Origin of the sequence: Flavobacterium sp. CF108 (assembly GCF_900129795.1) — a bacterium.
GTDB lineage: Bacteria > Bacteroidota > Bacteroidia > Flavobacteriales > Flavobacteriaceae > Flavobacterium.
Map to the genome: position 1 here is coordinate 172,226 of NZ_FQWW01000002.1, position 16,233 is coordinate 188,458.

A 16,233-nucleotide genomic window follows, 5' to 3' on the forward strand; every position below is an offset into this window, starting at 1 on the left:
TTACGCTTTAGGCTTTAGGCTATACGCTTTAAGCTTTATTAACTTTGTGTTTTCTTGCTTTAGGCTTTAGGCAATAACCTTTAAGCTTATTACAAACCTTGATTCTTCGTTTTTTGCTAAAAGCTTACAGCCTAAAGCTTATTGCTTACAGCAGTGAAACTAGCGAATAAATCCTACTCCTGCTGTTGTGTTAGTTGCTGTATCAATTAAGATGAAAGCTCCGTTTGATTTGTTTTCGTTGTATGAATCAAAATATAACGGTTTGCTTAATTTGATCGTTACTTCTCCAATTTCGTTGATTGCTAATTGTGAAGCTTCTGTCGTTCCTGAGTAATCTGTTGCAATTGTATTTTTAATGCTTTCTACTTTTGCTAAAACTCTGTTTGTATTGTGTTGTACCAAATATTTAGTTCCCGGAACCAGTTTTTTACTGTCCATCCAGCAAACTGTTGTGGTAATGTCTTTTTCAATTTTTGGAAGTTCGCTTGATTTTACAATCATATCGCCTCTCGTTACATTGATATCATTTTCTAATTCAATTGTGATTGAAGAACCTGCAACGGCTTCATCAAATGTTTTATCGAAAAAGTGAATTTTAGATACTTTTGATTCTGTTAAAGATGGAAGAACCGTTACAGCATCTCCAACTTTGATTGAGTTTCCGTATAATTTTCCTGCATAACCTCTAAAATCATGGTATTCTTCCGTTTTTGGACGAATAACGGTTTGAACTGGAAAACGTGCTTTTCCTGCTTCAAAAACATCAGAAGCATGCAATCCTTCTAAATGTTCTAATACAGTTTGTCCGTCATACCAAGGCATATTCTCTGATTTATCAACCACGTTTCCACCGTTGATTGCACTTAAAGGAATGTAACTTACATTTTGTTCCTTGAAAGTACTTTTTGCATTTAATGCCTGAAAATCAGCTTTGATTTTATTGAAAACTTCTTCTGAGTAATCTACTAAGTCCATTTTGTTGATGGCAACAATTACCTCTTTTACTCTCAATAAATTATTGATGAAAAAGTGACGGTAAGTCTGCTCGATAACACCTTTTCTGGCATCAATTAAAATAATAGAAACCTGAGAAGTCGAAGCTCCTGTAACCATGTTTCTTGTATATTCTACGTGACCCGGAGTATCGGCGATAATGTAACTTTTCTTTGCAGTCGAAAAATAAATGTGCGCAACATCAATCGTGATTCCTTGTTCTCTTTCTGCTACTAAACCATCAGTTGCCAAAGAAAAATCAAGATAATCGTATCCTTTTTGTTTACTGCTTTTTTCGATTGCTTCTATTTTATCAGTCGTCAATGATTTTGTATCATACAATAATCTCCCAATCAAAGTACTTTTTCCGTCATCTACACTTCCTGCTGTTGCTATTTTTAAAACTTCCATTCTGTATTTTTTGTTTCAGGTTTAAATTTTTGTTTCAAGTTTCAAGTTGAAAAACTTTGTCTAAAATTTAAATCTGTATTTTTTGTTTTCTTGATCTTAATTTTTAATTCTCAATTTTTAATTGAATTAAAAGTATCCCTGTTGTTTTCTCTTTTCCATTGCAGCTTCAGAACGTTTATCATCTATTCTGGCTCCTCTTTCAGAAATTGTTGATTCTCTAATTTCGCCTACAACTTCTTCAATTGTTGCTGCGTAAGATTCAACTGCTGCCGTACAACTCATATCTCCAACGGTTCTGAAACGAACAATTCTTTCTTCGATTTGTTCGTCTTCTTCTTGGTACACAAAAGGAGAATGCGACCAGATTAAACCGTCTCTCAAAAAAACTTTTCTTTTATGTGAAAAATAGATTGAAGGAATCTCGATATGTTCTTTTTCGATATAACTCCAAACATCTAATTCTGTCCAGTTTGAAATTGGGAAAACACGAACGTTTTGTCCATTTTCAATTTTTCCATTCAAAATATCAAACAACTCAGGTCTTTGATTTTTTTCGTCCCATTGTCCGAAATCATCACGAACAGAGAAAATACGTTCTTTCGCTCTTGCTTTTTCTTCATCACGACGCGCCCCACCAATACAAGCATCAAACTTAAATTCTTCGATTGCATCTAAAAGTGTTGTTGTCTGCAGGCTGTTTCTACTAGAATATTTTCCGGTTTCTTCAACTACTTTTCCTTCATCAATAGCATCCTGAACATTACGAACGATTAACTCCAAACCTAATTCTTCCACCAATTTATCTCTGAAAGCAATTGTTTCAGGAAAATTATGTCCCGTATCAACGTGCAATAGAGGAAACGGAATTTTAGCAGGGAAAAATGCTTTTTGCGCCAAACGCACTAATGTTATAGAATCTTTTCCTCCTGAGAAAAGTAAAACCGGTTTGTCAAACTGTGAAATTACTTCTCTGAAAATGTATATCGCTTCACTCTCTAAAGCGTTTGTTTTTAATACTGAACTCATTGTTTTTTGTTTGATATTTTTTAGTTTCAAGTTTCAGGTTTTAAGTTGTGAGTTACTCTAAAACTTTACGCTATTTATTCTGTTCTTTATTCTTCATCGGGTTAAAACCCATAAAATATAAATTTCTTCCCCTATCTCTCCCCGGATTAAAATCCGGCGCTACAATATGAATCGTTCCTTCGGAACTTTAAATCTATATTCTTTATTCTATTCTCTATATTCTTGTCTCTAGCTTCTTGCTTCTAAAAGTCTAGACTTATTCCTTCTTAGCGCTATGTAAACCACATTCTTTATGGCTCGATTCCCACCACCATCTTCCGGCTCTGATATCTTCGCCTGGAAAAATGGCTCTTGTACAAGGCGCACAGCCAATACTTACGAAACCTTGTTTGTGTAAAGCATTTTGCGGAACATTGTTTTCTTGCAGATACGTTTCAACTTCTTCTAAAGTCCATTTTAGTAACGGATTGAATTTTATGATTTCGAAGTTTCCATCATATTCAAACAAGTGTAAATCTTGTCTGTTTTCTGATTGTTCGGCTCTTAAACCTGTAATCCAAACTGAATTTCCTGCCAAAGCTTTTCTTAACGGAACTACTTTTCGAATAAAACAGCATTCTTTTCTGTTTTCAACTGAATCGTAAAAGCTGTTTGGTCCTTTTTCTTTTAGAAGATTTTCTACCGCAGTCGCTTCTGGAAAAAAAACTTCAATAGGTCTTTTATACTTTTTTAATGTTTTGTGAAAAACGTCGTAAGTTTCCTGAAACAATCTTCCTGTGTCTAAAGTAAAAACGGCAATATCAGTATTACTTTTTGCAATAAAATCTGTAATTACCTGATCTTCCTGTCCAAAAGAAGTGGAAAAAATTACTTTTCCCGGAAATTCTTCTGCTAAAAAAACTAAGGTTTCATCCAGCGAAAAATCTTTTGTTTTCTCTAATAATTCTTGTACAATATTCGCACTCATAATCTCTTTCTCCGTATCTAAAGAATTATAATAATTTAGATAATGTTTTTAAACTCAATAATATAATTAGAATTCCCACCGCAACCATCATTGGCTTTCTTTTGATTTTATTTACCAAATAAGCTGCTAATGGCGCTGAAATAACTCCTCCTAAAATTAATCCGATGATTACCTGCCAGCCGTGAATTCCTCCAAAAAGCATAAAAGTAATACCACTTGCAAATGAAATTGCAAACTCCGCTGCATTTACTGATCCAATTGTATATCTCGGATTTCTTCCTCTTCCTAATAATGTTGAAGTTACGATTGGTCCCCAGCCGCCGCCGCCAACAGAATCCATAAAACCTCCAAAAACAGCTAAAGCGCCTAATCTTTTCGTTTTTTTCTTAACAATTGTTTTTTTCAATGCTTTTCTAATGATAACAACTGCCAAAATAATCATGTAAACTGCAATAAACGGCTTAATAACATCTCCATTAATAACATCCGATAATAAATAAGCTCCTGTAATTGAACCTAAAACACCTGGAATTAATAAATGTCTTACCAGTTTTTTATTGATATTCCCAAATCTATGATGTGAAAGTGCCGATGCTCCTGTTGTAAACATTTCAGATACGTGCACTGCCGTACTGCTTACAACCGGCGGAACTCCATAAGCTAATAAAAATGAAGTTGAAGTTGCTCCGTAACCCATTCCTAAAGTTCCGTCAACTAATTGAGCGAAAACTCCAATGGCAAAAAACACTAAAAATTCTTCATTAAATCCTTCTACAAATCCATTCCACGAAAATTCAGCGTGATGATTGTATATTAATACAGTTAATAAACTTACTAGTAAAACAACAGGAATTCCAATCCATAGCTTTTCTTTAAAAGAATCGGCAGTATTTATTTTCAGTTCTCTTTCCATATTAAAATGATTGAATTTGTTTTCAAAACCTATTACCCTATCGGGTTAATAGATTACTTTGCAAAAATACTATTTATTTCTAAAAATCAAAACAAATATTCTCGTTTTTTTAAACCTTTAACTTCCTCTGGATCACGTTGAAACAAATAATTGAATTAATTTCACAAATAATACCTTATAACATCATATTTAAACAATATATTCCTCTGAAATGTTTGGTTATATAAATATATCTTAATCTCTACAATTTCCATAGGATAATTATAAAAATGTCGTTATTTTAGCGACAAATTTTTTGTATGGATTTTCAAATAGGTCTTGTAATTGCAGGTTTAGTAGTAGGTTTTATTGTTGGATTGACTGGCGTTGGAGGTGGTTCCTTGATGACTCCAATTTTATTATTTTTTAATATTCCACCAACTACCGCTGTGGGAACAGATTTACTTTATGCCGCTTTTACTAAAGCCGGAGGTGTATTTGTACATAATAAAAAGGGAAATATAAACTGGAAAATTACCGGCTGGCTCACATTAGGAAGTATTCCTGCTGCCTTAGTGACTTTATGTATATTAAATAGTATTAAAACTGATATTGAAACTATTAATCGTGTAATTAAATACAGTTTAGGCTGGGCCCTATTATTCACATCAATTGCTATTATATTTAAAAACAGAATTTTAAAGTTTTCTCAAAAACATGCTGGAGATAAATTTCATAGCGAAAGTCATACTCAAAATATGCTTACTGTAGGAATTGGAATTTTACTGGGAGCTACTGTAACTTTAACTTCAATTGGAGCCGGCGCTTTAGGAACGGTAACTTTATTTTTCCTTTATCCGCTTTTACCAACGCCTCGTTTGGTAGGAACTGAAATTGCTCACGCTGTTCCGTTGACTTTAGTTGCAGGAATTGGCCACGCTTCGATGGGAAATTTAGATTTAGCGTTATTAGGGCAATTATTATTAGGATCTCTTCCCGGAATTTATATCGGTAGTAGTTTAAGTGGAAAAGTACCGGACTTATTTCTTAGAAATGCTATCGCTGTAATGCTTTTCCTTGCAGGATATAAATTGATTTTTTAAAATATTTTTCACACCATATAAGTTATATAAGTTCATTTAATTTATCATCGTTTAAATTTAGACGCACTGCTGTGCATCTCTACTAAAATGAACTTATATAACTTATATGGTGAAAAATTAAAATGCAATATCTGCCAACGAGTTGCTTTCTAATATTTTAAGTGTATTATCTCTTACTTCTGTCATTAAACGTCGTGCTGCACAGGTAGATTCATCATCGCAGTCATCGCATTTTTCGTAGAAATTATGACTTGCACATGGCAGCAATGCAATTGGTCCTTCAAGAATTCGGTACACTTTGGCCATACTGATATCTTTTGGATCTTTTATCAGATAATATCCGCCGCCTTTTCCTTTTTTAGCTCCAAGAAACCCTGAATTTCTCAATAATAATAAAATACTTTCCAGAAATTTTATCGAAATATGTTCACTTTTTGCAATTTCCGCTATTTGTACAGGTTCGTTATTTTCTCGTCTGGCTAAATAGGTTAAAGCTTTAATTCCGTATTTTGTTTTCTTTGAAAGCATCTTTAAATTTTAGATTTCAGACTGTAAATTTTAGATTATTTCTAAAATAAACAAGCTTCATATTATTCTGCAACAAAAATAGGCTTTTTAAATGAGAAAAATAACAGTACAGAATTATATTCTACTTATTCTATCAATTTAGTTCGGTGTTTCCTATTAAATTGAATTCGTGAAATAGTTTTACTTCTTTCTCCAGATCTTTTTTATTGACAACATAAGTATCAGAAATTGAATCGTGCCAGCCTCTGCTTCCTAAAAAAGAAAAAACTTCGAAAGGAATTAGTCGACATAATGATCTCTTAAAGATCGTTCCGAAAGAAGGTTTTTCTCCATTTTCATCTACTACAACAGTTCCAGTTACAAATTTCCCAAGTGATCTTCCAAAAAGACCTTCTGACAATGAATAATAAAAAACAGAAATAACAATAAAAACTAACTGTCCTTCAAAATCACTCAAATTACCAAGCCAGTACAAAAGATCATTCCAGCCCAAAAAATTTCCTAAAAAAGCAATCATCAAAGAAATAACAAAAATTAAAGCAAGGATTACAACTATATCTAAAATATAGTTTACAAATCGACTTCCGCCGGATGCCAATAATTTTTCATCAAGAATATAAGTAGAGTTGCTCATGGTTTGTTTGGTTTATTAAATTGATTATTATAGATTTAAATTATAACGAAAACAAAAATATATTTTTTACCCAAATAACCATCAAAAAAGAATGACGATTTTTAACAGTAATAAATTTACAGTCAAAAATCGTCATTATATAATCTAAAATCTGAAGTCTAAAATCTAAAATTATTTAATCCAGCGCCTGCTTTAAATCAGCAATTACATCTGCTACTGTTTCTAAACCTACAGAAACACGAACCAGACCTTGTGTGATTCCAACTGCTAATTGATCTTCTTCAGATAATTTACTGTGCGTTGTTGATGCAGGATGTGTTACAATCGTTTTTACGTCACCAATATTTGCCGAAAGAGAACACAATTTAATCTTGTCCAAAAATTTTCTTCCTGCCTCAAGACCGCCTTTAATTTCAATCGCAATAATGTTACCGCCTAGAAGCATTTGTTTTTTGGCAATTTCATATTTTGGATGTGATTTCAGGAATGGATATTTCACACTGTTTACGTTTGGATGGCTTTCTAAAAATTCAGCCACTTTTAAAGCATTTTCACAATGCTTGTCTACACGAACAGCCAAAGTCTCTAAACTTTTAGACAAAATCCACGCATTAAATGGCGACATTGCCGGCCCTGTATTTCTTGAAAACAAGTATATTTTACGAATTAACTCTGCATCTCCAACTGCAACTCCTCCTAAAACACGACCTTGTCCGTCTATTAATTTTGTTGCCGAATGAACTACCAAATGCGCTCCATATTTAATAGGCTGCTGAATATATGGCGTAGCAAAACAGTTGTCAATGATTAAAATCAAATTATGCTTTTTCGCAATTTGACCTAACAATTCTAAATCAATTACATCTACACCAGGATTTGTTGGTGTTTCAGCATATAGAATTTTAGTATTTGGTTTAATAAAACTTTCAATTGTTTCCGGTTTATTGATATCAAAATAAGAAGTTTCTATTTTCCATTTTGGAAAATACGTCATGAACAATGCATGCGTTGATCCAAAAACGCTTCCTGCAGAAACAATATGATCTCCAGATTCTAACAATGCGGCAAACGTAGAATATATGGCAGCCATTCCGGTTGCAAAAGCATAACCAGCTTCAGCACCTTCCATTGCACAAACTTTGTCTACAAATTCTGTTGTATTTGGGTTGCTAAAACGGGAGTAAATATTGCGGACTTTTTCTTCCGTGAAAGAAGCTCTCATGTCCTCTGCATCTTCAAATATAAAACTTGATGATAAATACAAAGGAGTCGAATGTTCCTGAAATTGCGTTTTTTCTAAATGTGTACGTATGGCTTTAGTTTCAAAACCAAATTCTTCTATATTCATTATGTTGTGTGTTTAAAAGAGTTATTTCGCAGAGTTTCACAAAGTGATCACAGAGTTTCGCGAAATAATCTTTCATTATTTAATAGTTAGCCCAAAGAATTCTCTAATTCTCAAATTGACTAATTTTCTAATTGAATGTTGTTTAAAACAACTTTGTAATTGATTGTTGCTGTTGGTTCTACAGTTTTGGCAACTGAGCAGTATTTCTCGAAAGAAAGCTGTGCGGCACGTTGTGCTTTTTCTGGATTGATATCGCCTTCTAAATAAAAAACCACATCGATTTCTTTAAAAGGTTTAGCTTCATCAATCTGTACGCGTGTTCCATCAACCTCAGCGTTAAAAGAAGTGATTTCCTGGCGCTGCTTTTTCAAAATTGAAATCATATCAATTGCGCTACATCCTGCAACGCCCATTAATACCAACTCCATCGGACTCGCCCCTAAATCGCTTCCGCCAAATTCAGCTCTGCTGTCAACATCAACTACATGTCCGCGTTCATTTTTAAGTTTAAAATGAAAAGCGTCATTTACTCTGTTCAAAGTTACTTTCATGTTATTTTTCTTTTTTTTATTTGTTTGAGTTCAAATCAAAAATCTAAACTCTGCAATCTAAATTCTAAAATCAATTATCCTTTATCAGATAATCTCAAAATATCTCCAAAAACCCCTCTTGCCGTTACCGCAGAGCCTGCACCAGCTCCCTGAATAACAATTGGACGATCTCCGTAAGATTCTGTGTAAATTTCAAAGAAAGAATCAGAACCTTTTAAACCGCCAAGAGCTGTGTCTGAAGGAACAGAAACTAATTTTACTTCTAGATTTCCTTTATCATTTTGTAAATCACCAGACAATTCACCAATGTATCTTAATACATGATTTGGTTTTTGGTCGGCTTTTATTTTCTCGTAAATTGGATCGAATTCCTTTAATTTGGTTAAGAAATCAGCAACATTTCCTTCACGTAAATGTTCCGGAATCAGGTTTTGAATTGAGATCTCTTCAAACTCATTTTGCAAATCTAATTCTCTTGCCAAAATCAATAATTTTCTTCCCACATCATTTCCGCATAAATCTTCACGCGGGTCTGGCTCTGTATATCCGTTATCAATTGCTTCTTTTAGAATTTCGCTAAACGGAACATCTTTTGCAGAGAAATTATTAAATAAATAACTCAATGTTCCAGAAAAAACTCCTTTAATTTTTGTGATGTTTTCACCAGAAAGATGCAGTAATTTAATCGTATCAATTAATGGTAAACCTGCGCCAACATTAGTTTCGTATAAATAATTCTTTTGGTTTTCTGCCAAAGCTTTTCTCAATTCTTTATAAAAACCATACGTTAATGTATTGGCCACTTTATTTGAAGAAATTAAATCGAAACTGCTTTCTACAAGCGGAACATAATTTTCTACGAATGATGCACTTGCCGTATTATCAATCGCAATTAAGTTTTCTAAATGATACTCATTTGCGTAAGCGATAATATCTTTGATTGTATACGGTTCACCTTTAGTTTCAATGTCGTTTTTCCAGCTTGAAGTTACGCCATTTTTATTTAAAAGAAGCTTTTTAGAATTGGCAATTGCAAAAACATTCAGCTTAACATCTTTACGCTTTTCAATTGAAGAAGCCGATTCTAAAATTTGATTAATCAAAGTTCCACCCACTAATCCGTGACCGAAAATGGCTATATTGATTTTTTTAGAAACTCCAAAAATCTCTCCGTGAATTACGTTTAAGGCTTTGTTTAGTTCTTCTTTCTTGACAACTAAACTCACGTTTTTACCTGTAACGGTGTTGTTGAATAAAATGGGAACTATTTTGTTTTTGATTAATGCTGTATATGGTTTGTGGAATGTGCTTAAATCCTGCCCGATAATCGAAATTACCGATACATTATCTGTTACCGTGATCTGGTTTACATCTTTAGAATAAAAGTCGTTTTCGAACTCTTTTTCTAATTCCACCATTGCAAGCGTTGCTTTTTCTTTAGCTACAACCAATCCGATTCCTCTTTCTGAAGAACCTTGCGAAATAATGCTTACGCTGATGTTGTGATCACCCATTACTTTAAAAATACGGGCATCAACTCCAGATTTCCCAAGTAATCCGCGTCCTTCAAGGTTTACAAGAGAAACATTTTCTAAAACAGAAAGTGTTTTAATTCCTTCTTTTTGAGAATTTGAAGTAATTAAAGTTCCATGATTTTCGTGATTGAATGTGTTTAAAATCCGAAGCGGAATATTTTTTTCTAATAATGGAATTATCGTTTTGGCGTGCAGAATTGTTGCTCCAAAATTCGCTAATTCGTTTGCTTCATTAAATGATAAATATTCGATTTTTTTAGCATCGGCAACCAAATCAGGATTTGCTGTGTAAATTCCGTCAACGTGTGTAAAGTTTTGAAGTTCTTCGGCATCCAGATAATTAGCAATTAACGAAGCTGTATAATTACTTCCATTTCTTCCTAAAGTTGTCGTGTCGTTGTTGTTGTTTGAACCAATGAAACCCGTAACAATATTTACTGTTTCACCGTTATGCAATTTGAAATAATTGATAACGTTTTTCTTAGAAAGTTGTTCCAAAGGCTGAGCGTCACCAAATTTAGAATCGGTTTTTAATAATTCTCTTGTATCAACGAAATTGGCAGGAATTCCTTTTTCAATTAAAATTGAAGTTAATAATTTAGCCGAAAGCAATTCGCCTTTAGACAAAATCTGATCTTTGATTTTATTGCTGTAATCGCCAATAAGGCTTACTCCTTCGAATAATTTATCTAAAATATTAAATTCTTCAGATAAATCAACTTTCGGATAATCTGAAGTTTGGTATGCTTTAAAGCTTTCTAAAAGCGGTTTGTAGTTTCCGTTTTTGGCAGCAATTCTTAAAATATCTTCTAATTCATCTGTCGCATTTCCGCGTGCAGAAACGACCACGGCAATTTTTTCACCTTGATTTACTTTATCCGTAATGATTGAAATTACTTTGTTAAGTCCTTCTCCGTTTGATAATGATTTACCACCAAATTTTAATATTTTCATTTTATTTTGCTATTGTTTCTGCCTTAAAAATATCGGCAAGTAAATGATCTAATTGTTTGTACTCGATTAAAAAAGCGTCATGTCCGTGAACGGAATCAATTTCGCTGTAAAAAACATTGTTTTTAAATTTCTTTAATTCATTGTAGGTTTCCAGGTTTTCTTTTGGTGTAAAAAATAAATCTGAATTGATTGCCACGATATGTATCGCGGCGTTTGATTTGGATATTAACGTTTCGAAATCGGCACTATTTCTGGTAATATCTATGGTTTTAAGTAGCTGGTTCATCAATTTGTATGATGCTAATTGATAGCGCTGCTGTAGTTTTTTTCCGTGATGTGCCAGCCAGCTTTCAATATTAAAAATCAAAAGATCCTGATTAATGGTACGCTGGAATTTTTCTTTGAATGATTCCGGTGAACGGTAACACAACATGGCGTGAATTCTGGCATCTTCAATTGGTTTTGAAGAATTGTTTAAGATTTGCTCTTGCAGAAAGCAGTTTGCGATCATCCAGTCAGTCGATTTCCAGTCGGTTGCAATAGGAATTAAATGTTCTGTAATGTTTGGTTCCAAAGCCAGGATTTCCCAGGCAATTCCACCGCCAACAGAACCGCCAATAATGGCAAATACCTGCTCAATACTTAAAGCTTTTAATCCTTTGATGAAGATTCTGGCAATATCTCTGGTTGTAAAATCCTGATAATTTTCGATTATAAACGAATCGTTTCCGTTTCCGGGAACATTAAACGCCAGAACAGTATATTGATTGGTATCGATGGTTTTTGCTTCGCCTATTAAATCATTCCACCAGCCGTTTTCACCGGTAACCTGAGCGTTTCCAGTTAAGGCGTGATTTACCAAAACAATTGGGGCAGTATAAAGCGGTTTCCCGGAAAGTGTAAAGCTTAACGGTAACGACGAATACAGCACACCACTTTCGGTGATGAAATCTTGAATTATAATGGGACTTGGTATATTTTCCAATTTCAAATCTATTTATTATTGATTTGTATGTGGAAATATTAGAAAGAAAGTCTAGAGTTGAAACTAGAAAAATTCTTGTTGTTATCTTTCCACGTTTGGGCGTGGTAGAATGCAGCACCTTCTTCGAATTAACGAAGGGTTGCTAAGGATTCATCGGGTCTAATCCCTCCTCCTTTCTTTATAACATTTCAATACGTTTTTGAACTTAACGGTGCAAATTAACTACTAATTTCTTAAACTAACAAATTTTAATGAAACTGATTGCTCAATTTCTTAAACATAATTCAATCAGAAACTTTTGTACGCACAAAAATACCGAACATTATGCCCAGTAAAGTCATGCAGGTTTTAACCTATTTTATGGCTGCTTTTCAAGTTAGATGAAAAGGGTTTCATTTTCTTTTGAATACATCAAAAACAATAATGAATTTGGTGCTTTTTTCTCCGCTTTTTTATCTGTTTCAGTTACACCAAAACTTGGGTGGATTAATTCATTTACAGGCGGCGGGTTGTTTCTTTCAGCTTTTGCACTTCTGAACCCTGAAAGTTTTTTTCTTAAGTAAGTTATTGCGCTCATATTATTAAGTTTAAGTTAGTTATTGTAATCTTTATGTTTCCTTTAATTCTTTGTTATGCTGCCAAATGGAATAAAAAAACCCTTTTGGATTTTAATACCAAAAGGGTTTAAGTTTTTATAGAACTTATATATACTTTTAGTATCAACAGACGTGTACACAAATACGTGCGACATTAAACATCATGTTCATCTGTAGGGACTTATTCATTTGCGATTTGACTGTTATTTTAAAAAAATCTTGCATTTACTTTTATTTAAAAGCTTTTTTTTAGATGTGATTAGGATCTTAAAAGCTATATTTATTTTAACAATTAATCATCTGTTTTTACCAGATCTTACTTGTCTTACAAATGTGCGAATATTTTTTCAATATTCCAAGTTACAAAACCCTATTTTTTCTTAAAAAACGTTAAAAAACAGCTTTTTATCGTTAAAAAACATCCTACAAAATTACAATCTGAGCCAAAAGAGGTATAATCTTACAAAAAAAATAACTTTACTTTTAGTTTCAATCTGTCAAAGAACTACTAATATTACAACCACTTATAACCAGACTGCTTCCTTATTTTTAATCTTTTCAGCTACTTTTAAAATATCTGTTATTAAACCTCTTGAAATGGCCTGTTTGCATGGCGATGCACTTTGAAGTACAATTGGCGTATTGGCATAAGATTGGGTATAAATTTCAAAAATAGAATCGGAACCTTTTAATTGTCCAATGGCTGATGTGACAGGTTCTGACACTAATTTGACTTCTAATGTATTGTTCTCGACATCAAATTCTCCAATATATCTTAAAACATGATTGTCTTTCTGGGTTATTTTGGCAATTTTAAACGATCGGTCAATGGCTTCTTTATTAAGAATTCCGTTTTTCTCTAAATGTTCTTCTCCTATAAGCGGATTAATTTTAATATCAGAGAGTTCGAATTCTTTTCCTATTTCACGGGTTAAAATCAACAGTTTTTTAGCCGTATCATTTCCAGATAAATCTTCCTTAAATGTAGAACGCATTAATCCGAGAAGGCTCGCATCTTTTAAAATAGAAGAAAAAGAATTTTCTTCGGCAGAAAAACGATTGAAAACATAACTCAGATTATCTGAAAATACGCCTCTTATTTTGGTAATTTTTTCTCCGGAGAAATACAAATCCCTTAAAGTCTGCAAAACAGGAAAACCGGTATCGACTGAGGTTTCATACAAAAACTCTTTGTCGTACTTTTTAAGATTTTCTCTAAGCTGCTTATAAAGATCAATTGGAAGTGTATTTGCCTTTTTATTGACAGCAACAATGTTAAATCCGTTTTCGATCAACGTATTATAATGACCTATAAGTTCATCACTTGCGGTTGCATCGACGGCGATTAGATTTTCGAATTCGTTTTCTTTTGCAAATTCGATAATATCTTCGACTCTAAAAGGAACGGCCAATTCTCTAAAATTGGTTTCCCATGCATATCCAACGCCTTCTTTCTCGAAAAAGGCAACGGTTGAATTAGTAATTATCGGAAAGTGAAAATCGACATTTTTACTTTGCAGAAAAAACTCCTGACTTTCGATAATCTGATTGATTAATGTACTTCCTATATTCCCAATTCCAAAAAGGATAATATTTATTTTAAGCTTTGACATAATTTTAATTTTTTAAAACATATCTATATTTAGTAAACCATATAAGTTATATAAGTTCATTTAATTTATCAACGTTTATAATTTTTGACGTCCTGTGTTTTCGAGTTAGACGCACTGCTGTGCGTCTCTACATCGGTGCATCGATTAGACGCACTGCTGTGCGTCTCTACTAAATGAACTTATATTACTTATATGGTGAAATCTTTTTTCATAAAAAATCACCTCTAGCAGAACTCACGCTGCTAAAGGCAATTTTTCAAACAAAAAACAAAAAAACCTAATTTTTATTAATACTGTACTGTGACTGAGTTACGCTTTCAAAAACCGATTGTAAGTCGGCAATTAAATCCTCAACATCTTCTATTCCAACAGAAAGTCGGACTAAATCTTTTGAAACTCCTGTAGCTAATTGTTCTTCTTCAGACAATTGCTGGTGCGTAGTACTTGCCGGATGGATAATCAGCGATTTTGTATCACCAATATTAGCCAGAAGTGAGAACAATCTTGTTTCGTCTACCACTTTTTTAGCAGCATCAAAGCCTCCTTTTAGTCCAAAAGTGATCACGCCGCTTTGGCCTTCAGGAAGATATTGTTTCGCTAAATCATAATATTTACTTGATTTTAAACCTGGGTAATTTACCCAAACCACCTCATCTTGTTTTTCTAACCATTCGGCCAGAACCAAAGCATTTTCGCTGTGTTTTTTAATTCGGATAGGTAAGGTTTCTAGTCCCTGAATAATCTGGAAAGCATTAAATGGACTTAAAGCTGCTCCAAAATCACGTAATCCTTCGATTCTTGCTTTTGCAATAAAGGCCGCATTTCCTAAAGCTTCGTGATATACTAATCCGTGATATCCTGCAGAAGGTTCTGTAAATTCAGGGAATTTTCCGTTAGACCAGTCAAAAGTTCCAGCATCGATAATCGCGCCTCCTAATGAAGTTCCGTTTCCGGCAATATATTTTGTTAAGGAGTGAATTACAATATCGGCACCATATTTAATTGGGTTTAATAAATAAGGTGTCGCAACTGTATTATCTACTATAAATGGCACTTTGAATGCTTTGGCTTCCGCCGAAATTCCTTTTAAATCTAATACATCCAGTTTTGGATTCCCCAGTGATTCTACAAAGAACGCTCTGGTATTTTCTTTTGCTGCTTTAGTGAAGTTTTCAGGCTTTGAAGGATCTACAAAAGTGGTTGTAATTCCTAAACGGGGTAATGTTACACTCAATAAATTGTATGTTCCGCCGTATAAACTGTTTGAGGCTACGATATGATCACCGGTTCTTAGCAAAGTCAAAAATGTTGTTGAAATTGCCGATGCTCCAGATGCTGTAACTACAGCTCCAATTCCGCCTTCGAGAGCCGCAAGACGTTGTTCTAAAACATCATTTGTTGGGTTGTTTAATCTGGTGTAGATAAATCCGGCTTCGGCAAGACCAAATAAATTGGCAGCATGATCTGCGTTATTAAATACGTATGATGATGTTTGGTAAATTGGCACTGCTCTTGTTCCTGAATTCTTAGTTACATCATGTCCTGCGTGTAATGCGTTTGTTGCAAATTTTTGTGTACTCATGATTTCTTAGTTTTTTAAATATTGTTAATACGATATATTGATATTGTGAATTGTAATTGATTTTTGAAATTGAAATTGTCAATTGATTTATGCAAAAGGAAATTCTCCTTCTATTTCAAGATCATACATTTGAAACAGTAATGATTTTTGACTTTTTCTATCTTGCTCCGTTTTTATTCTGATAACTTCTTTTGTTATCTCTTCTGATCTATTATTGTTTGTTTGAGAATCGTTTCTCAATAAATACTCTATGGCGATTGAATTTAATGTCTTCATAATTTTAAAATTTAAAGTGTGGAAATGAAAAAAGCCCTTTCGGATGGCGACCAAAAGGGCTTATAGGTTAACTATAACAAAGATTTTATCTTTCACTTTTGGCAACAGCAAGGTTGGATGCACATTTGCATCATACTACAACACATCATATTATTTCTTGCTATTGTTTTCATTTTAATTTAAAATTTAATTCTTTTTTAAACTCGACTAATTCGATAGAGTAAATGTAATATTTATTT

At 33.3% G+C, this 16,233-nt stretch carries 15 protein-coding genes and 1 riboswitch; of the genes, 1 reads left to right on the forward strand and 14 read right to left on the reverse strand.

What is annotated here, in order from left to right; translation table 11 throughout:
* Positions 1-159 precede the first annotated feature (159 nt).
* From BUE10_RS06045 to BUE10_RS06060, 4 genes are all read right to left on the reverse strand, one after another.
* Positions 160-1,404, reverse strand: a complete 1,245-nt coding sequence (locus BUE10_RS06045; protein ID WP_073483320.1) for a sulfate adenylyltransferase subunit 1 — start codon at positions 1,402-1,404, stop codon at positions 160-162.
* Positions 1,405-1,530: 126 nt separating this feature from the next.
* Positions 1,531-2,430 (reverse strand): sulfate adenylyltransferase subunit CysD, encoded by a 900-nt coding sequence (gene cysD / locus BUE10_RS06050; protein ID WP_035645595.1) that lies wholly within the window; start codon positions 2,428-2,430, stop codon positions 1,531-1,533.
* A 256-nt stretch (positions 2,431-2,686) separates the two neighbouring features.
* Positions 2,687-3,400: a phosphoadenylyl-sulfate reductase gene (locus tag BUE10_RS06055; protein ID WP_255369092.1), complete on the reverse strand. Its 714-nt coding sequence runs from the start codon at positions 3,398-3,400 to the stop codon at positions 2,687-2,689.
* Between the two features lie 22 nt (positions 3,401-3,422).
* Positions 3,423-4,310 (reverse strand): sulfite exporter TauE/SafE family protein, encoded by an 888-nt coding sequence (locus tag BUE10_RS06060; protein ID WP_073483324.1) that lies wholly within the window; start codon positions 4,308-4,310, stop codon positions 3,423-3,425.
* A gap of 299 nt (positions 4,311-4,609) precedes the next feature.
* Between BUE10_RS06060 and BUE10_RS06065 the strand changes: the two genes are divergently transcribed.
* Positions 4,610-5,392 (forward strand): sulfite exporter TauE/SafE family protein, encoded by a 783-nt coding sequence (locus tag BUE10_RS06065; protein ID WP_073483326.1) that lies wholly within the window; start codon positions 4,610-4,612, stop codon positions 5,390-5,392.
* A gap of 117 nt (positions 5,393-5,509) precedes the next feature.
* Here the strand turns inward: BUE10_RS06065 and BUE10_RS06070 are convergent, their stop codons facing one another.
* The 10 genes from BUE10_RS06070 to BUE10_RS06115 all read right to left on the reverse strand — a co-directional run bounded on the left by BUE10_RS06070 (position 5,510) and on the right by BUE10_RS06115 (position 15,994).
* Positions 5,510-5,920, reverse strand: a complete 411-nt coding sequence (locus tag BUE10_RS06070) for an RrF2 family transcriptional regulator (protein WP_012023576.1) — start codon at positions 5,918-5,920, stop codon at positions 5,510-5,512.
* Positions 5,921-6,053: 133 nt separating this feature from the next.
* On the reverse strand, positions 6,054-6,554 hold the full coding sequence (locus BUE10_RS06075; RefSeq protein ID WP_073483328.1) for an RDD family protein: 501 nt from the start codon (positions 6,552-6,554) through the stop codon (positions 6,054-6,056).
* Between the two features lie 175 nt (positions 6,555-6,729).
* Positions 6,730-7,902: a trans-sulfuration enzyme family protein gene (locus BUE10_RS06080; protein ID WP_073483330.1), complete on the reverse strand. Its 1,173-nt coding sequence runs from the start codon at positions 7,900-7,902 to the stop codon at positions 6,730-6,732.
* Between the two features lie 119 nt (positions 7,903-8,021).
* Positions 8,022-8,453 (reverse strand): OsmC family protein, encoded by a 432-nt coding sequence (locus tag BUE10_RS06085; RefSeq protein ID WP_073483332.1) that lies wholly within the window; start codon positions 8,451-8,453, stop codon positions 8,022-8,024.
* Positions 8,454-8,527: 74 nt separating this feature from the next.
* On the reverse strand, positions 8,528-10,942 hold the full coding sequence (thrA, locus tag BUE10_RS06090; protein WP_073483334.1) for a bifunctional aspartate kinase/homoserine dehydrogenase I: 2,415 nt from the start codon (positions 10,940-10,942) through the stop codon (positions 8,528-8,530).
* Position 10,943: 1 nt separating this feature from the next.
* A complete protein-coding gene (locus BUE10_RS06095) occupies positions 10,944-11,927 on the reverse strand; it encodes an alpha/beta fold hydrolase (protein ID WP_234984718.1) in 984 nt (327 codons plus the stop codon).
* Between the two features lie 78 nt (positions 11,928-12,005).
* A riboswitch (SAM riboswitch) is annotated at positions 12,006-12,114 on the reverse strand.
* Positions 12,115-12,303: 189 nt separating this feature from the next.
* Positions 12,304-12,504, reverse strand: a complete 201-nt coding sequence (locus BUE10_RS06100; protein ID WP_073483338.1) for a hypothetical protein — start codon at positions 12,502-12,504, stop codon at positions 12,304-12,306.
* 543 nt (positions 12,505-13,047) lie between these two features.
* Positions 13,048-14,136 (reverse strand): homoserine dehydrogenase family protein, encoded by a 1,089-nt coding sequence (locus BUE10_RS06105; protein WP_073483340.1) that lies wholly within the window; start codon positions 14,134-14,136, stop codon positions 13,048-13,050.
* Between the two features lie 277 nt (positions 14,137-14,413).
* Positions 14,414-15,718, reverse strand: coding sequence for an O-acetylhomoserine aminocarboxypropyltransferase/cysteine synthase family protein (locus BUE10_RS06110; RefSeq protein WP_073483342.1), 1,305 nt, complete (start codon positions 15,716-15,718; stop codon positions 14,414-14,416).
* Between the two features lie 87 nt (positions 15,719-15,805).
* A complete protein-coding gene (locus tag BUE10_RS06115) occupies positions 15,806-15,994 on the reverse strand; it encodes a hypothetical protein (protein WP_073483344.1) in 189 nt (62 codons plus the stop codon).
* Between the last annotated feature and the right edge of the window lie 239 nt (positions 15,995-16,233).